Raw genomic sequence first — 18,820 nt, 5'->3', positions numbered from 1 at the left:
ACGGCGTCCGGGCGTGCCCGGCAGGGCCCGCCCCGCCCACGGTGGACGGAGCGCGGACGGCAACGGGCCGGGCGCCGCACCCCTCCGGACAACCTCACCCGTCCTCCTCAGGCGCGGGCTCTCCCCGATCGCGACACGGACGGCCGCCTCCTCCGTCACCACAGGTCCGGCACACCCGGTCAGACGAAGTACCGGGCCTGGAGGCGGAACAGCTCGGCATAGAGCCCGTCGGCCCGGACCAGCGCGTCGTGGTCACCGGTTTCGACGACGCGGCCGCCGTCCAGGACCACGATGAGGTCGGCCGCCCGGGCGGTCGTGAAGCGGTGCGTGACCAGGACGGTCACGCCGCCCTCCTGGCGGCCCAGGTCGGCGTACTGCTGGAACAGCCACTCCTCGGCCCGTGCGTCGAGGCTGGCGGTGGGCTCGTCCAGGATCCGCAGCAGCGGCGCCCGCCGCATGGCCGACCGGGCGTTGGCGACCGTCTGCCACTGGCCGCCGGACAGCCCCTCGCCGTCCCACGAACTCCGCCCGAGCCGGGTGTCCAGGCCCTCGGGCAGCGAGGCGAGGAGCTTGTCGCCGCCGGCCGTCCGCAGCGCCTCGAGGACACGCTCCGGGTCGGCGCGGTGCTCGAGCCGGCCCAGCCCGACCGCGTCCCGCAGGGACATCTCGATGTGCACCGGGTCCTGGAAGGCCGCCGTGATCCGGGCGCGCCACTCGTCCGGGGCGAACTGCGCGAGATCGGCGCCGTCCACCAGGACGCGCCCCTCACCGGGCCGGTAGAGACCGCTGAGCATCTTGGCGAACGTCGACTTCCCCGCGCCGTTCTCACCGACCAGGGCCACCACGGCGCCGGCCGGGAGTGCGAGGTCGATGCCGCTCAGCGCGGGCCGATCGCGGTTCCAGTACCGGAAGCCGAGCCCCTCCACCTCGATGCCGCCCTCCAGCCGGGCGGGCACCGCCACCGGCGCGGCCGGCACGACGGCGGCCCGCTCCACGGCGCCGTCCTCGACCACGTCGAGGAACGCCCGGGTCGCCCGGAGCGACTCCAGCGTCCAGAAGGACAGGTTCAGCAAACCCTGCACCTGGCCCGTGATCTGGCTGCTGACGGCGACGGCCGCGACGATGAGGCCGAGCGGGGCATCGCCGGCCAGGCCGGCCCGCACCATCAGGACGACGGCGGCAGCGTACGCCAGCACGAAGAGCATCCAGGCCAGTGCGACCGGTACCCGGGCCAGCCGGTCGGTCCCGGCGATGTCCCGGCCTCCGGAGTCCCACTCCTCGCGGTGCCTGCGCCGCAGCTCGCCCGCCAGGCCGAAGAGGCGGGTCTCGCGGCCGGGTGCGGCCGTCGTGGCGAGCGTGAACAAGTGGTCGGCCAGCCGGGTCCGGGGCGCAGCACGCTCCACGGCCCGGCCCCGTTTCCGGTCCGCCGCCCGGGTGGCCAGCACCGCGGGGACGGCGAAGAGCGGCAGGACGGCCAGGACGGGGACGACCGAGGCCATCAGGACGGCCGAGGCGATCAGGGCCAGCGCGGCTCCGGCCAGCCACATCAGCCGGTCGAAGCCCGGCCCGATCTCGCCTCGCGCACCGCGGACCACCGCCGCCTTGTCGGAGCGGCTCGAACGCTCGTGGACCTCCAAGGTCGGCGTCGTGCCGACCACGTCGATGAACCGGTGCTCGACCTCGTTCTGTATCTCCTCCTGCAGGCGCAGGCGGGTGAAGTAGCCGGCGATGAAGGTGCCCTGGGTGAGCATGACGAAGACCGCCGTGCACAGCGCGATCACCACCAGGCCTCTGGTCGAATGCCCGCTCGCCGCCTCGCTGAACAGCCCGATCGCCACAGCGAGGCCGATCCCGGTGGCCTGTTCGAGGATCGCCACCGCCACCACGGCCAGGGAACGGAACCGGTCGATGCGTGGACCGGCCGTGAGGACGAAGCGCAGTGCGCCGATCACGACGACGCCTCCTCGAAGCGCTTCGCCTGCAGGCGGAACAGCTCGGCGTACCTGCCGCCGGCGGCCATCAGGTCGTCGTGCGCGCCGTCCTCGACGATCCGGCCCTGATCGAGCACGACCACCCGCTCGGCCTTGCGCACGGTCGCGAACCGGTGGGAGATGGCGACGGTCGTGGCCCCTGCGGTCAGCTCGTGGAACGTGTCGTAGAGCTGGGCCTCGGCGCGTGCGTCGAGGCTCGCGGCTGGCTCGTCCATGATCAGGAGCCGCGCGCCGTGCCGCAGGCCGAACAGCGCGCGGGCGATGGCGATGCGCTGCCACTCGCCGCCCGACGCGTCGACCCCGCCCGCGTACCCACCGGACATCACCGTGTCCCAGCCCTTCGGAAGTCCTTCGATGAACTCCAGCAGTCCGGCCTGCCTCGCCACGGCCCGCAGGCCCGCCTCGTCGTCCGCGTGAGTCAGGGAACCGAAGGCGATGTTGTCCCGCACGGTCAGCTCGTAGCGGCCGAAGTCCTGGAAGACGGCGACCACCTGGCGCTGCCAGCTGCGGCGGTCGGCGCCCTCGACCGGAGTCCCGCCGACGCGCACGCACCCCCCGCTCGGAGCGTCCAGGCCGGCGAGGAGCCGGGCCAGCGTCGTCTTGCCGGCCCCGTTGAGACCGACGACGGCGAGCGACTGGCCAGCGGGGATGTCGAGGTCGATGCCGCGCAGCACCTCGTCCGCGGCGCTGCCGTAGCGGAAGCGCAGGTCCTCACAGGCGACGGCCGCGACCGGTGCGGCCCAGGGGGCGGTGTCCGACCCGTCCGGCGACTCCGCGACCGGAAAGGCGAACGCCTCGGCGGCCGCCTTCGAGCCGAAGCCGGTGCGGAGGTCGTCCTCGTCCGCTCGCAGCACCTGGAGCAGGGCCCGCAGGGCGAGGCCGCCGAGCGCCAGGTCGCCCACCGTCGTGCCTCCGGTGGCGGCCCGGTACGCCAGGTAGTAGAGCACCGAGGCGACCGTGACGCCGGTGACCACGACGACCACGACGACGAACAGGCGGTGCTCATGCCGCCGCTGCCAGACCTCCGCCATGTTCACGCGCCACTCCGCGTGGTAGGCGTCGCGGAAGAAGGACGTGAGACCGAAGAGGCGCACCTCCCGGGCCGCGCCCGGCGTGGTCGGCACATCCCGGAGGTAGGACGTACGGCGGAGCTTCTCCGTCTGGTTCACGGTCTCGATGACGGCGGTCCGGTAGTTCCGGACCAGCCGGACGTGGAGCACGGCGAAGACGGCGAAGACGATGAGCCCCAGTCCCCAGGTGACCTGGGTGAGCAGAGCCGCGGAGCCGACGCCGGTCACCCACAGGGAGGCCTTGGCCGAGAAGCCGAAGACCGCTTCACCGGGCGGCATGTCGATGGTCCCGTTGCCCCGCGCCCGCGCGAGACGGCCCAGGTAGGCCGGATCCTCGAGGTGGCCGATGGTCGCCGGTTCCGAGGCGGCCGTCATCACGCGCTCGCTCAGCCGGCCGGTGACCCGCCGGCCGAGGTCCCGCCCCAGAGCCGTCCGCGCCGACTCGGTGACATGCGCGAGGAAGAACAGCGCGACGACGAGGGCGACCCAGCGGTAGCACTCCCGTGCCGCCGGGGTGTCCAGCCCCTGGCCGATGGCCGGGGTGAGCCCGTCCACCAGCCCGCCGATCCCGATGGTGATGCCGACCGGGGCCGCACCGGCGAGAACGGCCAGCACCGTGGTCAGTGTGGCCGCGCCAGGTGCCACGGAGAAGGAGTAGCGGACCAGTGCGGGGAGCACCCACCGCGTCGCCGGGGGCGGCAGCAGGCTCGTGTCCGCGGTCACGCCCGGTCCTCGTCGCCGGGGTTGCGGGCGCTCGTGTCGCGGGAACGGGTGCTCGGCATCTCTTCTCCTGGTCGGCTGCGGATGCTTACTGCCCGGCCGCTCCCGAGCCCCGGCACGCCGTCACTGCCGTGCCTTGCGGGTGGACGGAGCCGGAGGTTCTGCGAGGAGGACGTTACGGGGGAACCGCTCGGGAGGCGACAGGTTTTCCGGCGGCTGTCCGGAGCGTGGTGTGCCGGAGGGGTCCGCCCCGCTCGCAGGAGTGGGCACACGGCGTGGACGCCCCCGACCGGGGCCGGCGCGGCCGGTGTTCCCGGAGCGGCCGAGTCGGCCCGTGCGCCGGTCCGCGCCGCGGGACGGGACGGCGTCGCGTGGAGAGCGGGCCGCCGCGGAGCGGGGGGCGAAGGCCTCCGGGGGCTCTCCGGGAGCCCCCGCTGTCCGAGAGGCGACGGGGAGGCCCTCCCGGTCCGCGGGTCGGCCACTCCGCCCCGGCTCCGCCCCGCGGGCACTTCCCGAGGAAGGGCCGCCCCCATGCCCCCTCCGCCCGTCACCGACGACCGCTCCCCCGACGACGGCACCAGGCTGGGCTTCGACGACCTGCCCGACGCCCCGGCCTTCGCCCAGGCCCTGGACAACCAGTGGATGCCCCCCGGCCTGGCGGCCGAGCGCCAGGACGCCAGGCCGTGGGACGGCACGGACGAGGTCGACGCCGCAGCCGGCGCGGAGCTGCGCCGCGCACTGGTCAACAGCGGAACGCTGCTCGTCAACCGTGCTTTCCTGCTGAACAACCCGGTGCTCAACCGCCACTACGCCCCGGGGTGCGATCCCGGGGAGCGGGCGGCCCTGGCCACCCTGCTCGACGAACGCGCGATCATCCCCTACCTGCTCTACGAGCGGTCGGCCGACGAGAGGCCCGCGTTCACGGTGGACGACGGCGTCTTCGACGCGTGGACCGAGCTCGTGCGCCAGACCCGTCCCGCCTGCCTGCGCTACTCCTGGGACGACGAGGCCAACTCCGCCTTCACGGCCGACACCAACCGGTTCTTCACCGAGCGCGTGGCACGCGTCCACGAGCTCGACCCCCACCGGCTGGCCGAGGGCCTGGACCTGCCGCGCGAACAGGTGGACGACATGCGCCGGACCCTGCTGCGGGAGGTCGCGGCCTTCGCGGCCGGGGCCGAGCAGGACACCGGGCAGGTCACCCGCAGCACCGTCTACCAGCGCTTCCTCACCCGGGAGGGGACCCTGCCGCACGAGCGCCTGCTCCGGGAGGGCGACCACGTCGTGCCCGTCAAGCACCTGGTGGACCTCGTGTACAACACGGCCCTGCCCACCCTGGGCGGCGCCAACGCCCACACCCCTCCCCAGTCGCCCCCGCGGAGCGTGCTCCAGGAGCTGGACGGCGCGGGGCCCGAGGCGGACCCCGAGGCCCTGGCCCGCCTGCTCACCACCTTCCGCGGCGTCTACGCCGACACCCTGTACCGCGCCCTCGACGGGCCCAACTCCTACACGGACCTGTCGTTGCAGGCCGTCGTCCGGCTCAGGGCGAGCGCGGAGTGGAGGGCCTACACGGACGCGGTGGGCCGCCTGACCACCGGCCTGAGCTGGGACCGGGTCCCCGACGCCGAGGAGTTCGCGGAGCTCACCAGGGCCGCGGCCCGGTCGCACGCGCAGATGCTGCGCACGGCGCGCAGGCTGGGCGGTCCGGCGGCCGGACGGGGCGGTCCCCGCTCGATCGTCACCGACCTGGTCCTCCAGGCGCCGGGGATGACGGTCACCGTCCTGTCGGAGGACAACCTCGTCCTGGCGGGCCTGGGGGTGGCCGCGGCCCAGGCACCGCTGGTGGCCCGCCTGGTGTTCCGCGACCGGTTCTCGCCCGCCGCGAGGAGCCTGTCCCACAGCATCACGTTTCCGACCATGCGGCTGGGGAACGCCAAGAGCGACCTCGACGACATCGTCCGTCTGTTCAGGGAGGACCGCGGCCGGGTCCACGCCGACGACCGTGTCGCCGGACGCCCCTCCGACCAGCAGGTCAACGACGAGGAGTGACCCCTGGACGGGACCGACCGTGGGAGACCCGTGGATCCCTACACCGCGTTGCGCGCCTCACGCCCGGAGGAGTTCGCCAACCTCTCCGGGGGGATCGAGATCCTCACCGACCCGGAGGACGTGGCCAAGGCGCGGGAGCGCGCGGGCGGGAGCGTCGGCGTCGTCTACGCGGACGAGTACGTCACGGTGGTGCGGGACGCCGTGCGCTTCCCGGACGGCCGGCTGGGCGCCTACGTGCGCGTGCTGGGCTCGGACCGGGAGCCCGGCGCCGTCGTCCTCCCCCTGCTGGGCGACTCGGTGGTGCTGGTCGAGCACTTCCGGCACGCCACCCGGGCCTGGCACGTGGAGGCCCCGCGCGGGTTCGGCGAGGACGGCGAGCCCGGCGAGGCGGGGGTGCGCCGCGAGCTCCGCGAGGAGCTCGGCACGGAGGCCTCGGAGCTGTTCGACCTGGGCTCCGTGCACCCGGACTCGGGGCTGTTCGGCGGGCACGCCCGGCTGTGGGCCGCGCGGGTGGCGTCGCTGGGCCCGCTCGATGTCGGGGAGGGGCTCCGCCGGTCCCTGGTGGTGTCCCCGGGCGAGGCCGAGGAGATGGTCCGCGACGGGCGGATCACCGACGCCTTCACCATCGCGGTCCTGACACGCGCCCGGATGCACGGGCTCCTGGACTGAGTCCGGCGGCGGAGCCCGGCCGGGCGGCGGTGGCCGCTCTCGGCGAGGGCCTGGACGGGGTCTCCCCCGGGACCCCGGGCTGACCCGGCGGCGCGGCCGGGCAGCCGGGCCGGGCAGCCGGGTCGGACGGGCGGGACCGCGCCCCGCGGAAAACGGGTTGCCGACGCGGAGCGGGGCGTGGAAGCCTTCCGGGACGCGCCGGGCGACCCCGCGCGTCCCGGCAGAACCCCACGTGGAGAGCGGTCTTGGGTTACATCGACGTCAACCAGGTCAGTCACACCCTTCCCGACGGGCGGGTCCTGCTGGACGCGGTGTCCTTCCGGGTGGGCGAGGGTTCCAAGACGGCGCTGGTGGGGGCCAACGGCGCGGGCAAGAGCACCCTGCTGCGGATCGTGCGCGGCGATCAGCGCCCCGGGGAGGGAGCGGTCACCCTGGACGGCGAGCTGGGGGTGATGCCGCAGTTCATCGGGCACGTGCGCGACGAGACCACCGTGCACGAGCTGCTGGTGTCGGTGTCCCCGGCGGCGGTGCGCGAGGCGCACGCCGACGTGGAGGCCGCCGAGGCGGCGATGATGGTCGACGACGGCGAGAAGACGCAGATGCGCTACGCCGGGGCGATCGCCCGCTACGGGGACGCCGGGGGCTACGAGGCCGAGGTGGTGTGGGACCAGTGCTGCACGGCCGCACTGGGCGTCCCCTACGAGCGCTGCAGGTGGCGCGAGGTGCGCACCCTGTCGGGCGGTGAGCAGAAGCGCCTCGTCATCGAGGCCCTCCTGCGGGGGCCGTCGCCGCTCCTGCTGCTGGACGAGCCGGACAACTACCTGGACGTGCCCGGCAAGCGGTGGCTGGAGGAGGCCCTGCTGGCCTCCCCCAAGACCGTGCTGTTCGTCTCCCACGACCGCGAGCTGCTGAGCCGGGTCCCCGACCGCATCGTCACGGTCGAGCTGGGCGCCGCGGGCAACACCGCGTGGACGCACGGGGGCGCCTTCGACACCTACCACGCGGCGCGCCGGGAGCGGTTCGAGCGCCTGGACGAGCTGCGGCGGCGCTGGGACGAGGAGCACGCCAAGCTGAGGGCGCTGGTGGCCACCTACAAGCAGAAGGCGTCCTACAACTCGGACATGGCCTCGCGGTACCAGTCGGCCCGGACCCGCCTGCGCCGGTTCGAGGACGCGGGGCCGCCGGAGAACCTGCCCCGGGAGCAGAACCTGCGGATGCGGCTGCGCGGCGGGCGCACCGGCAAGCGGGCCCTGGTGTGCGAGGGGCTGGAGCTGACGGGGCTGATGCGCCCGTTCGACCTGGAGGTCTGGTTCGGCGAGCGGGTGGCCGTGCTGGGCTCGAACGGGTCGGGGAAGTCGCACTTCCTGCGGCTGCTGGCCGGGGGCGGCAGCGCCCCCGAGTCGACCCCGCTGTCGGAGGAGGAGCGGGCGCGGGTGCCCTCCGTGGAGCACTCCGGGACGGCCCGGCTGGGCGCGCGCGTGCTGCCCGGGTGGTTCGCGCAGACCCACGAGCACCCGGAGTTCGCGGGCCGCACGCTCCTGGACATCCTGCACCGGGGCGAGGGGTCCCGGCGGGGGATCCCGCGGGAGGAGTCGGGGCGGGCGCTGGACCGCTACGAGCTGGCGCCGGCCGCGGAGCAGGCGTTCGACACGCTGTCCGGCGGCCAGCAGGCGCGGTTCCAGGTGCTGCTGCTGGAGCTGTCGGGGACGACCATGCTGCTGCTGGACGAGCCGACGGACAACCTGGACGTGGTGTCGGCGGAGGCGCTGGAGTCGGCGCTGGAGGCCTACCAGGGCACGATCCTGGCGGTCACGCACGACCGGTGGTTCGCGCGGGGGTTCGACCGGTTCGTCGTGTTCGGCGCGGACGGGGGCGTGTACGAGGCCCCCGAGCCGGTGTGGGACGAGGCCCGGGTGCGCCGCGCGAGGTAGGGCGGGCGCGTCCCTGGCCCGGGCGGGGGGGTATCCTCCTGGGAATCCCCCGGATCCACCGGAGAATCCCCATGCCGCATCCCCCACGGCCCGCACGCCCCCTGCCCCCGGCGTCCTCCGAGCCCGCCCCCGCGGGCGGGCGGAGAAGACCCGGGACGCGGGCGGTGCGGGCGCTCCTCCCTGTCTCCCTCGCCGTGCTGTGCGCCCTCGGACCGACGTCCCCGGCCGCGGCCGGGGACTGGAGCTACGAGGAGATGGCCACGGTCCGGGCGGCCGCCCTGTCCGAGGACCCCCTCTACGTCGGCCCCCTGCACGCCGGCGACCTGGCCGAGCAGGACGCGCAGGCCCTGCGCGCACGCCTGGCCCGGGCGGACGTCCCCGTGTACGTCGTCCTCATCGGCCGGGACGCCGGTCTGGACGACTACGTCGCCGACCTGGCCCGGCACTCCGACGCCGACGGCCACTTCTTCGTCGTGGGCCGGGACGGGGAGACGCTGCACGGCCTGCACTCGGGAACGGGCGGGGCGTCGGACCGGGAGGAGGACCCGGCCCGGCTGACGGCGGAGGCGGTCAACGCCGACCGGGGCCTCATCGGCGCCCCGCTGGACGAACGCCTCGGCCGTGCGGTCGACCTCGTGGAGCGGGGGGGTCCGACCGGGGCCCCCGGCTGGGCCTCCGTCCTCACCGCGGCGGCCTCCGTCCTCGTGGGCGTGCTGCTCTGCGCGGGGGCCTGGCGGTTGGTGCTGCGCTGGGCGCGCAGACCGGTCCGCGTGGCACCCCTGACCGAGGAGGTCGTGCGAACCGTCGACCGGGCCCAGCAGGACGAGTACCGGGAGCGGCTCGCCGAGCGCCTCACCGGGTGCGGTCAGCGCGTGGCGTCCCACACCTCCGGCCCGGGGCAGGTGGGGGCAGCGCTGGAGGCCTACGACGCCGCCGCGAAGGTCCTCGACGCCGCCGACGACATGTCCGACCTGGTCGGAGCGCACGTCCTCCTCGACATGTGCGACGCGGCCCTCGACGGCGGGCCCCCTCCCCCGCACTGCTTCTTCGACCCGCGGCACCACGGCGGGACCGCCCACGTCCGGTGGCGCGCCCCCGCCTCGTTCGACTCGGTCAGGGTCCTGGCCTGCCGCGCGTGCCGCAAGGAGGTCCGGGCGCACCGGACACCCGCCGCCGTGCCGGACTCCAGCGGTGCGCGCCCCCTGCCCTACTACGCGGTGCCGCCCGAGGAGAGCGTATGGGCGGCGACCGGATACGGAACCCTCGGCTCCGGCCTTCCGGGGCGCGTCATGCAAGGCGGGCACCGCGGCAAGCGGCGCGGCGTCTGACCGCACGGTACGCGCGGGGCCCGAGCGGGGCGGCCCCTGCGCGGACGAGCTGGAGCCCCGCCCCGAGCCGAAGGACCGCACATGATCCCTCCCCCGCTCCTTCCGGTCCTCGCCCTGGCGGCCCTGTCGGCCGTCCTGGTCGGGGCGTCCGCCCCCGCACACGCCGACCCCGTGGGCGATTTCTACGCCCTCATGCTGGAGGAGCACGACGGCGTGTTCGTGGACGAGGAGCTCGCCGGGGTCCTCGACCGGGAGGAGACCGCCGACGGCCTCCGCGCTGTCGCCGACGGCTACGATGTCCGGCTCAGCATGCTGGTGGTCTCGGGGGTGTCCGACCTCGGCACCCTCGACCGGATCGCGCGGATCTCCACCGAGGAGAGCGCCGACCCGGTCCTCGTCCTCTCCCTCGACACGGCGATGATCGGCCGGGCCAACCTCGACGCGTCGGGGATCCCCGGCGCCGCGGTGGACCACGCCTCGTACACGGGGGTCCGGCACGAGCACCCCGCCGACAAGCTGAACCACGTCCTGCGGGTGGCGGACCACCCCGACGTGGAGGAGATGGCCCTGGCAGCCGAGGCGGAGTATCACGCGGCGTCCGACGGGCACGGGGACGGCCCGGGGCCTGACGCCGCCCCCGGGTCCGTGTGGCCGGGGGCAGCGGGGGTCTCGGCCGGGCTCTTCGCCGGGTGGGGCCTGGTCGCCGCCTGCGTGGCCGGGCAGCGCACGGCAGGGCGGTGGAAGCGGTGAACCGCGCCCCGTGTCCGCCGTACCTCGGCCTCCGGAGACTCCTTCGCGCGGTCCTCCTCACGTCCTGCTGCCTGGCGGTGTGGACGGCGGCCGCCCCCGGGGCGGCCGCAGACACGGGCCCCCCGACGACCGTCGGGGAGATCGGGGACCTGGCCCGCGTGGAGCGCGTGGCCGCCGAACTGGAGCGGGCGCCCCTCTATGTCCACCACGGAACCGTCGGCCACTGGTCGGAGGAGGACCTGGAACGGATCGGAGCGCGGCTCGGCTCGCCTCCCCTCGCGGACCACCCCGTCCACGTGGTCGTGTATCCGTCCGTGCCCTCCGACGAGACCGGGGGGCAGCCGTCGCTGTTCCTGCACGCGCTGCACGAGGTTTCGGGGCGCGACGGGGTGTACGTGGCCCTGACCGTCGACAGCCGGATCGCGGTGGAGGCCTTCGGCAGCACTCTGCGGCCCCCGGAGGTCGAACCCGCGCTGCTCGACCCCTCCGAGGGCCTGGTGGGCAGGGCCGACCAGGTCCTGGACCGGTTGGAGGACGCCCCGACGGGGCCCGCGGCGTCGACCGGGATCACCCCGGACCCGGACGCGGAGATGTTCTGGGCCCCGATGGAGTTCACGACCCGGCCCGGGGCCCCGGATCAGGACGCGGCGCCCGACGGGGGCCGCTCCTCCCTCCTCCGCGGTTTCCTGGTGCCCTGGTCCCTCCCGTACGGGGTGGCGGCCGGCGTGGTGTCTGCCGCCGCCTTCCTGGGCCTGCGCGGTGCCGTGCGGTCCGGCCGCCGGGACGCGGCGCTCACGGGCGGAGAGGTCCCCGCCTCCGCCAGGACCCGCGTGCACATGGCGCCGGCGCGGCCCCGGCGCTGGTTCGTCCGCCCCCTCCTGGCCCTCGAACTCGGACGCCTCCGCCGGCGTGTCGAGCGGCTGCCCTCCGACCACGCCGGGGCCGTCGGCGCCCGGCAGGCCTACGACGCGGCCGGCCTGATCGCCCGGTCGCCCGGGATGCCGGTCACCGCGCTGGTCTGCGCCGTCGTCCTGGTCCGCTACGGGGAGCAGCTCCTGGACGATCCGGAGAGCCCGCTGAATGCCCCGTGCGAGGCCAACGCGCTGCACGGGCCGGCGACCGGTCGGCGTCGGGCGGGGTGGGGGCCCGACCGGCGGTCGTGGCACCTGTGCTCCCGGTGCTCGGCAGCGGTGGACCGGCGGAAGGGGAGACGGAGGGGCTACCTCGCCGGGCCGGCCTCACCCGGGCCGCGCGGCGGCCCCGCCCACGCCGGGGACTTCTGGACGAGGACCGCCTACACGCCGGACACTGCCTTCGAGCTGGTCCGACACAGGGTCGGTGTCTGAGGTCCGGGCTTCCTGTCCGCCCGGTCGTGCCCTGTCGGCGGCGTCCACCGGGTCCGTCCCCCCGGGCGCTCCCGGCGGGAGGCCGGGCCGCTCCCCCGGGGGGTAGGGGGAGCGACCCGGCCCGTCTGCGCGGCGGCCGGGCGCCGGGCCGCGTGGTCACCCGCGGTGTCCGGACCGGGGGCGCGAGCCCGGGGTCCTCATAGCTTTCGTACGAATTGCGCCGTGTGGCGCCACAATCTATCACCGGGGCCTCTGTGGGGCCACAGCCCCGGCGACGCCGGAGGGCGGCCCCCGTCCGGTTCCGCCACGGCCCCGGCGCTCACCGGACGGGCACCGCCAGCTCGACGAGCGAGGAGCACTCCTCCAGGCAGCCGCCCACCCGGAGGACGCCGCCGGAGGAGGCCCCGGGCAGGTGGAAGGCGGCGCGGGCGAGGGTCCCCGCGTCGAGTTCGCGGCGTCCCGCGACGGCGTCCACCCGGCTCTCGTGTCCGCTCCCGCTCCGGTAGACGGCCTGCCCCAGGTCGAGGTCGGCGTTCTCGCGCGTCTCGAAGCCGACCGTCACCACCAGGGCCTTGGCCGTGGTCGACCGGTAGGCGGTCAGCAGGGTGGCGCTCACCCCCGCGGACTCCGCCCGGGGACGCGTGCCCGGGGCGGGGACCAGCAGGCCCGGACCGGGGTCGCCGCCGTTCACGCGCAGGCCGCCGACCAGCCCGTCCTGCGCGGTGAAGCCCCGGTACCCGGAGCAGCCCGGCGCGCCGCCGGGGTCGGACCCGCGGCACAGCTTCCAGCCGTGGGCGGTGCGCTCGACCTCGAAGGCCGCGGCGGGGCTGCCCCCGTCGGCCCCGGCGCGGGCGACGGACACCTGGTGGGCGAGGTAGTCGTGGGCCGTGGAGCCCTCGGCCGCGTACGCCAGCCCGGCGGCCATCCGTGCGGGGTCGCCGGAGGCGAGCGCCTCCATGTACGCCGCGACGGCCTCCTCGGGGGCCTCCTCCGGCTCCTGCGCCTCCCCCGTCGCGGGGTCGGAGGCGGAGGGCCGCTCCTCGGGGTCCGTCCCCGGACTGGTCCGGGGCCCCTCCTCCCCGCCGGGGGTGCGGGCGGGCCCGGGCGCCGGGCGCGCGCCGTCGGGATCGGACGGCGCGGCCGGCGCGTGCCCGCCGCCGGGCGGGAGGCGCACCCCGGCGGCGTCGCAGCCGACCGCGGCGGTCCCGAGGAGGATGACGGCCGCGGCGGCGGCCAGCCGGATCGACGCCATTCCCGTTTCCCCCGTGTTCTCCGCGAGAACCCACGTCCCGCCGATCCTATGACTCGGCGTCGTCAATGCAGGGGTTTGTCGGCGTAAGGAGTTGTCGACGGTTTCCCGCTCCGCCGGGGCAGGGGCCGCCCCTCCCTGGACGGCCCCTGCCCCGGCCGGACCGTCTACGGGCGCAGGACGACGGGGAACTCCCGCAGGCTGGTCACCGACAGCGCCGCCACGACCTCCAGCTCCTCGTCCGGGACCGCCAGGCGAAGGTCGGGGAAGCGCTCGAAGAGCATCGGCAGGATGATCCCGGCCTCCAGGCGCGACAGGGGCGCGCCGGGGCAGATGTGCGGACCGTACCCGAAGGAGATGTGGCGGCCCTGCGTCCGGTCCGGGTCGAACACCGACGGGTGCGGTTCCTCCCCGAACTCCTCCCGGTCCCGCGTCGCGGCGCCGTAGTGCGTCATCAGCGCCTCGCCCTTGCGGATGGTCTGGCCGCCGATCTCGACGTCCTCGGTGGCGAACCGGAACATCATGACGTTGTTGGGCGGGTCGTAGCGCAGGGTCTCCTCGACCACCGCGTCCCACGTGACCTCGCCGCGCCTGAGCCGGTCGAGCTGCCCGGGGTGGGCGAGCAGCGCGCGCACCACGTTGTTGAGCAGGTTGACCGTCGTCTCGTGCCCGGCCGCCACCACCGTCAGCAGGGTGACGGCGATCTCCGTGTCGCTGAGGGCGTCGTCCTCCCCCTCGCCCGCCCGGAGCAGGTCGGCGGTGAAGTCGTCGTGCTCGTCCACGGCCGCCCTCTTGCGGGCCGTCATCTCCGCGAAGAACTGGAACAGGGTCGCGTAGATCTGGAGGTGCTCCCCCTCCTCGGTGGTGCCGGAGAAGAGCTTGGCGTACATCTCGCCCAGGTTGGTGTACTCCTCCTCCGCCACCCCGTACAGCTCGCCGATCACGGCCATGGGCACCTTGAACGTGAACTCCGACCTCAGGTCCAGCCGCTCGCCCGCCCGCTCCTCCAGCGCGTCCAGGGCCTTGGAGGTCAGCGCCTCGATGCGCGGGCGCAGCCTCTCGACCCGGCGCGCCGAGAAGGGGCTGGCGATGAGCCGGCGCATCCTGCGGTGCGGCGCGCCGTCCAGGGCGAGCATGTTGGTGTCGTCGGTGGGGATGGTCCCCATCAGCGGCCACTCCGCGGTGACCGCGCCGCTCTGGAAGTCGGCCCAGTGCGCGACGCTCTTGACGAACCGGGGGTCGTTGAGCGTGGCCCGGCTGACCTCGTGGTGGGTGGTGGCCCACGCGCGCACGCCGCCGGGCAGCTCCACCCGGACGACCGGGCCCTCCTGGTACAGGCGCTCGCGGTCGGCCTGCACGTCCTCGGGCACCGCGTGGACGAGGACCGCTCCGTCGGGGGTGTGCTGAACGGGACAGGGCATCAGATGACTCCTTGGGGGGGTGCTGGAGTGAAGGTGACCGGGAGGGAGACGACCCCCCGGACCCAGGGCGACGGACGCCACCGGACCTCGTCGGCGGGTACCGCCAGCTCGATGTCGGGCAGACGGTCGAGCAGGACCTCGATGGCCGTGATGGCCATGGTCTCGGCCGTCCCCCGCGCGGCGTGGGGGCAGCCGTGTTCTCCGTGGGAGAAGGACAGGTGGGCGTGGTTGGTCCCGCCGCCGGGCGCGCGCGGGCCGGCGTGCACGCGCGGGTCCTTGTTGGCCGCGGCGTACCCGAGCAGCAGCAGGTCGCCCTTGCGGACGACCTTCCCGCCCAGCTCCACGTCGTGGACGGCGAAGCGGCCGGCGTTCATCTGCGACGGGGAGTCCTCCCACAGGACCTCGGTCAGGGCCTCCTGGACGCTGCTGCGCGCCCCGGACAGGGAGGCGGAGAACCGGTCGTCGGTGAGCATCAGTCGCAGCGCGTTGCCGATCCACTCCGAGGTGGTCTGGTGGGCCCCGCCCAGGACCGCCACGAGCTCGGCGACCAGGTCCTCCTCCGTGTAGGCGGCGGGGTGGGCGATCATCCGGGAGACCACATCCGGACCGGGCTCGGCCCTGCGCGCGGCGATCAGCCCGGCCAGCTCGGCGGCGATCTCGGCGTGGGCCCTCTGGGAGTCGGGGCCGGCGTCGAAGACGGTCCCCATGAGGGAGGCGATCCTCTCGCCCCGGTCGTCGTCCATGCCGTACATCCAGCACAGGAGCAGGGAGGGCAGGCGCTGGGCGTACTGGGAGCGCAGGTCGGCCGAGGAGGAGGCGCAGAAGCCGTCGACGAGGCGGTCGGCGATGCGGGTGGCGACCATGCGCAGCTCGTGCGGGTCGGCGCCGTCGAGGGCGTCGTTGACCGCCCGCACCCGCCGCCGGTGGTCCTCGCCCTCCGCCGAGAGCAGGTTGGGGAGCGGGACCAGCACCGGCAGCAGCGGCCAGTTCTCCGGCACCCTGTCCCAGGCGTTCCAGCGCCGGGGGCTGCGGGCGAACACGCCGTGGTCGCTCAGCACGTGGTGGAGCTCCTGGTAGCCGATGACCAGCCAGGCGGGGACGTCACCGTCCATGAGCACGGGCACGACCGGCCCGTGCTCCTCGCGCATGGACCGGTAGAAGCCCTCTGGGTCGGCGTTGAACGCGGGGTCGTACAGCTTGACGGGCTGGCCTCGCACGGGGTTCCTCTCCTGGAGGGGGCGCTGCCCCGCGCCGACCGTCTCGTGCCCGGTCGCGCGCGTGGCCTGGGGATGGGCGTGTGCCGGACCTCGGCGGCGCCGGCACCGGTGCTAGTGCCGCGCGGGCGGCCGGGGCCGGGGGGCCTCGCCGGGGCCGCTCACCGGGCGCTCCGCGCCGCGACGAGGGAGCGGACGTGCCGGACCAGCGAGATCAGGACCTGCTTGGCCGAGTCGCGCTCGCGGGCGTCGCAGCGCACGAGCGGGACGGCCGGGTCGAGGTCGAGGGCGGCGCGCACCTCGTCGAGGCCGTGGGAGGTCTCCCCGAAGTCGTTGTGGGCGACGACGAAGGGGGTCCCCTGGGCCTCCAGCCGGTCGATGGCGTACCAGGACTCCTCCAGGCGGCGGGTGTCCACGAGGACGACCGCGCCGAGCGACCCGGCGAAGAGGCGGTCCCACAGGAACCAGAAGCGCTCCTGGCCGGGCGCCCCGAACACGTACAGGACGGCGGTGGCGTCCAGGGTGATGCGGCCGAAGTCGAAGGCGACGGTGGTGGCGCGCTTGCCCTCGACGCCCTCCAGGTCGTCGACGGCCGCGCCCGCCCGCGTCATGGTCTCCTCGGTGTCGAGCGGCCGGATCTCGCTGACCGAGCGCACCAGGGTGGTCTTGCCGACGCCGAAGCCCCCGAGGACGGTGATCTTGAGGGCCTGCTCCGTGGTCCCGGGCAGCGGCGCCTCGGCGGTGCGGGGCCCGGGTGCGGGGGGCTCAGAGGTTGTGGAGTGCAACGAGGACCTTCTCCAGGACGTCCGGTGAGGCGAGGGGCTGGGCCGGCGAGGGGGCCGGCCGGGGGTGGCGCGCGGTGATCCTGCCGGTGTCCAGGAGGTCGGTGAGCAGGATGCGCACGACCGCCACGGGCAGGCGCAGGTGCGCCGACACCTCCACCACCGCCGTCGGGTTCCGGCACAGGCGCAGGATCTCGGCGTGCTCGGACTGCATGCCGGGCACGGCCTCGCTCTCGGCCACGACGAGGGTGACCGCGTCCAGCGACTCGTCGGCTCCCCCGCTCCGGCCGGAGGTGATCACGTAGAGCCGGTCGGGCCCCTCGTGGCGGTGGGCGCCGCTCATGCCGGTCCGGGGACCGCGCGCGGCGGCGTGGTGAGGTGCTCGCCCATCTGCTCGACGAGTTCGTTCATGTTGTGCCCGACCAGGCCGGGCTCGGCCTCCGCCGACGTGATGACGGCGAGGTGGGCCCCGTGCCCCGCCTCGACGATGAACAGCAGCCCGCCGTAGAACTCGGCCATGGCCTGGCGGACGCCGCCCCCTCCGTCGCCGAACTCCACCGACGCGCTGTGCGCCAGGCTCTGCACCCCGGCGGCGATGGCCGCGAGGTGGTCGGCGCTGTCGGCGCGCAGGCCCGCGCTGTGGCACAGCTTGAGCCCGTCGCGTGACAGGACGAGCGCGTGGCGGGTGCCGGGCGTGCGTTCGAGGAGGCCTTCGAGAAGCCAGGTCAACGTGTCGAGGTCCATCATGCGTCCTTCGGTGATCCGGTCGGGTCCTGGCCGCGCACAGCGGAGCGGAACGCGCCGAACCCCTGGGCCGCGGTGGCAGGACGTGTCGTACGGGGTCGGGGCCCGGCGCCCTCTGCGGCGGCGAGGGTCTGCCCGCGGCGGCGCTGGGGCAGCCCGCCGTCCGCGGCGGCCGGCGCCGCGGCGGGGAGCGGTCCGGTCCCGGTGTCCGCGGTCCCCGGGCGGACCGGGGTGGAGGGGGCCTCCTCGGGCTCCGGTCGGACCGGGGGCTCGGGCAGCGGTTTGACGAGCTTGCGGGGCAGGAGCAGGACGACCGCGGTGCCGCCGCGCGAGGAGGGGCGGAAGGAGACCGACAGGCCGTACCGGTGGGCGATCCGGCCCACGACCGACAGCCCCAGTCGCGTGCCGGAGATGGCGGAGAGGTCGAGGCGGTTCTCGACCGCGCTGCGGGCCCGGCGCAGGGCCTCCTCCCCCATGACCAGCCCGCCGTCCTCGACCATGACGGCGATCCCGGCCTGCACCTCCTCCACGTGCACGTGGACCTCGGCGGTGGGCGGCGAGAACTTGGCCGCGTTGTCGAGGACCTCGGCGAGGGCGTGGATGACGCCCTCGGCGGCGAACCCGGCGACGGCCTGCTCGGACACGTTGTGGACGCGGACGCGCCGGTAGGCGCCGATCCGCCCCATGGCTCCGCGGACGACGCTCTCCATCGCGATGGCGCGGCCCCAGCGGCGGCCGGAGCGCGCCCCGGTCAGGACGGCGATGCTGTCGGCGATGCGGCCCGCCTGGGCGGTGCTGTGGTCCAGGTGCATGAGGTCGCCGAGGACGTCGTCGCCGGAGCCGTCGCCGTGGCGCTCCTGCATCCGGCGCAGGTCGGCGAGCATCGTGGTGGTGAGCGCCTGGACCCGCCCGGCCGCGGTGGCGCAGGCGACCATGGCGGCCGACCTGCGGCGTTCGGCGGCGGCGATCTCCGCGGCGACCGCCTTCAGCGCGGCGTGCGCTCCGGGGTCGTCGATCCGGGGCAGCCGGTGCAGGGCGGTCTCGGCGGAGTCCCCGGCGCGCAGGCGCTCGACCAGCCGGGGCAGGTGCTCGTCGGCGAGCGCGGCGGTGTCGGCGCGCAGGCCGGCGAGCTCGGCGCCGAGCTCGCGGACCCGGCGGTCGCGGCGGTCCAGGAGCAGGGCGAGGGCCGCGAGCAGCAGGAGGGGCGCGGCGGACACCGCGGCGGCCGGGAGTTCCCGGAGCCCGGGGACGGCCCACAGGGTCCAGCCCCAGAAGGGCAGGGCGGCCAGCGGGAGCAGGAGGAGCCGGCGCGGGGCGCGCGTCCCCTGCGGCGCGCCTCCCGGGGGGAGGGGGGTCTTCCAGGCAGTCATCGGGCTCCACGTCCGGCGGCGTCTTCACTTGCGGGCAGTGCACGAGGGCACGCGGAAAGATCGTTTTCCGCATACGGGAGTCCACCGAAAGGAAGGACGTAATTGTCTCAACCAGCGCTTTTCGGCGCACAGCGAGTCAACATACCATCAGACGATGGAAGCGACCATGCCAGGACAATGAAGAAT

General features: G+C 75.1%; 15 protein-coding genes. 6 read left to right on the top strand and 9 right to left on the bottom strand.

The genetic code is table 11. The features are described 5' to 3' along the window. Positions 1 to 179: 179 nt before the first annotated feature. The gene (locus ACFQBR_RS26790) at positions 180 to 1,952 is read right to left on the bottom strand and encodes an ABC transporter ATP-binding protein (protein WP_344181632.1); all 1,773 of its coding nucleotides are present in this window, start codon (positions 1,950 to 1,952) and stop codon (positions 180 to 182) included. Next, a complete protein-coding gene (locus ACFQBR_RS26785) occupies positions 1,949 to 3,784 on the bottom strand; it encodes an ABC transporter ATP-binding protein (protein WP_344181634.1) in 1,836 nt (611 codons plus the stop codon). The genes ACFQBR_RS26790 and ACFQBR_RS26785 overlap by 4 nt, the downstream gene beginning before the upstream one ends. A 528-nt stretch (positions 3,785 to 4,312) precedes the next feature. On the opposite strand from ACFQBR_RS26785, the gene ACFQBR_RS26780 reads away from it, so the two are divergent. The 6 genes from ACFQBR_RS26780 (at position 4,313) to ACFQBR_RS26755 (ending at position 11,854) form a co-directional block, all read left to right on the top strand. Further along, a complete protein-coding gene (locus ACFQBR_RS26780) occupies positions 4,313 to 5,830 on the top strand; it encodes a hypothetical protein (RefSeq protein WP_344181636.1) in 1,518 nt (505 codons plus the stop codon). 30 nt (positions 5,831 to 5,860) lie between these two features. Continuing rightward, positions 5,861 to 6,499, top strand: a complete 639-nt coding sequence (locus tag ACFQBR_RS26775) for an NUDIX hydrolase (protein ID WP_344181638.1) — start codon at positions 5,861 to 5,863, stop codon at positions 6,497 to 6,499. Between the two features lie 245 nt (positions 6,500 to 6,744). After that, entirely contained in the window at positions 6,745 to 8,430 is a 1,686-nt protein-coding gene (locus ACFQBR_RS26770; protein ID WP_378554711.1) for an ABC-F family ATP-binding cassette domain-containing protein, read from the top strand. 71 nt (positions 8,431 to 8,501) lie between these two features. After that, a complete protein-coding gene (locus tag ACFQBR_RS26765; RefSeq protein ID WP_344184024.1) occupies positions 8,502 to 9,758 on the top strand; it encodes a hypothetical protein in 1,257 nt (418 codons plus the stop codon). 81 nt (positions 9,759 to 9,839) lie between these two features. Further along, positions 9,840 to 10,508, top strand: coding sequence for a hypothetical protein (locus ACFQBR_RS26760; RefSeq protein ID WP_344184023.1), 669 nt, complete (start codon positions 9,840 to 9,842; stop codon positions 10,506 to 10,508). Further along, entirely contained in the window at positions 10,496 to 11,854 is a 1,359-nt protein-coding gene (locus ACFQBR_RS26755; RefSeq protein ID WP_378554709.1) for a hypothetical protein, read from the top strand. The genes ACFQBR_RS26760 and ACFQBR_RS26755 overlap by 13 nt, the downstream gene beginning before the upstream one ends. A 319-nt stretch (positions 11,855 to 12,173) precedes the next feature. On the opposite strand, the gene ACFQBR_RS26750 is transcribed toward ACFQBR_RS26755, so the two are convergent. From ACFQBR_RS26750 to ACFQBR_RS26720, 7 genes are all read right to left on the bottom strand, one after another. After that, the gene (locus tag ACFQBR_RS26750) at positions 12,174 to 13,106 is read right to left on the bottom strand and encodes a hypothetical protein (protein WP_344184021.1); all 933 of its coding nucleotides are present in this window, start codon (positions 13,104 to 13,106) and stop codon (positions 12,174 to 12,176) included. A gap of 164 nt (positions 13,107 to 13,270) precedes the next feature. Next, positions 13,271 to 14,524, bottom strand: coding sequence for a cytochrome P450 family protein (locus tag ACFQBR_RS26745; RefSeq protein ID WP_344184020.1), 1,254 nt, complete (start codon positions 14,522 to 14,524; stop codon positions 13,271 to 13,273). Beyond that, positions 14,524 to 15,741 carry a cytochrome P450 gene (locus tag ACFQBR_RS26740; protein ID WP_267949248.1) on the bottom strand — a complete coding sequence of 406 codons (1,218 nt, stop codon included), beginning with the start codon at positions 15,739 to 15,741 and terminating at the stop codon, positions 14,524 to 14,526. The genes ACFQBR_RS26745 and ACFQBR_RS26740 overlap by 1 nt, the downstream gene beginning before the upstream one ends. 158 nt (positions 15,742 to 15,899) lie before the next feature. After that, complete coding sequence (locus ACFQBR_RS26735) at positions 15,900 to 16,523, bottom strand: GTP-binding protein (RefSeq protein WP_267949247.1); 624 nt, start codon at positions 16,521 to 16,523, stop codon at positions 15,900 to 15,902. Continuing rightward, entirely contained in the window at positions 16,504 to 16,863 is a 360-nt protein-coding gene (locus tag ACFQBR_RS26730; protein WP_267949246.1) for a DUF742 domain-containing protein, read from the bottom strand. The genes ACFQBR_RS26735 and ACFQBR_RS26730 overlap by 20 nt, the downstream gene beginning before the upstream one ends. Then, entirely contained in the window at positions 16,860 to 17,264 is a 405-nt protein-coding gene (locus tag ACFQBR_RS26725; RefSeq protein WP_267949245.1) for a roadblock/LC7 domain-containing protein, read from the bottom strand. The genes ACFQBR_RS26730 and ACFQBR_RS26725 overlap by 4 nt, the downstream gene beginning before the upstream one ends. Beyond that, positions 17,264 to 18,634 (bottom strand): ATP-binding protein, encoded by a 1,371-nt coding sequence (locus ACFQBR_RS26720; protein WP_352986812.1) that lies wholly within the window; start codon positions 18,632 to 18,634, stop codon positions 17,264 to 17,266. Before ACFQBR_RS26720 ends, ACFQBR_RS26725 begins: the two co-directional genes overlap by 1 nt. Positions 18,635 to 18,820: the final 186 nt, after the last annotated feature.

The sequence above is a fragment of the Nocardiopsis tropica genome (assembly GCF_042660575.1).
Taxonomy (GTDB): domain Bacteria; phylum Actinomycetota; class Actinomycetes; order Streptosporangiales; family Streptosporangiaceae; genus Nocardiopsis; species Nocardiopsis tropica.
The sequence above is the reverse complement of the archived record's forward strand: the minus strand, read 5'-3'. Positions and strand labels throughout refer to the sequence as shown.

Coding starts and splice junctions, on each gene's coding strand:
- ACFQBR_RS26780 (WP_344181636.1), top strand. CDS start 4,313: ATGCCCCCTCCGCCCGTCACCGACGACCGCTCCCCCGACGACGGCACC.
- ACFQBR_RS26765 (WP_344184024.1), top strand. CDS start 8,502: ATGCCGCATCCCCCACGGCCCGCACGCCCCCTGCCCCCGGCGTCCTCC.
- ACFQBR_RS26760 (WP_344184023.1), top strand. CDS start 9,840: ATGATCCCTCCCCCGCTCCTTCCGGTCCTCGCCCTGGCGGCCCTGTCG.
- ACFQBR_RS26750 (WP_344184021.1), bottom strand. CDS start 13,106: ATGGCGTCGATCCGGCTGGCCGCCGCCGCGGCCGTCATCCTCCTCGGG.
- ACFQBR_RS26745 (WP_344184020.1), bottom strand. CDS start 14,524: ATGCCCTGTCCCGTTCAGCACACCCCCGACGGAGCGGTCCTCGTCCAC.
- ACFQBR_RS26730 (WP_267949246.1), bottom strand. CDS start 16,863: ATGAGCGGCGCCCACCGCCACGAGGGGCCCGACCGGCTCTACGTGATC.
- ACFQBR_RS26725 (WP_267949245.1), bottom strand. CDS start 17,264: ATGGACCTCGACACGTTGACCTGGCTTCTCGAAGGCCTCCTCGAACGC.
- ACFQBR_RS26720 (WP_352986812.1), bottom strand. CDS start 18,634: ATGACTGCCTGGAAGACCCCCCTCCCCCCGGGAGGCGCGCCGCAGGGG.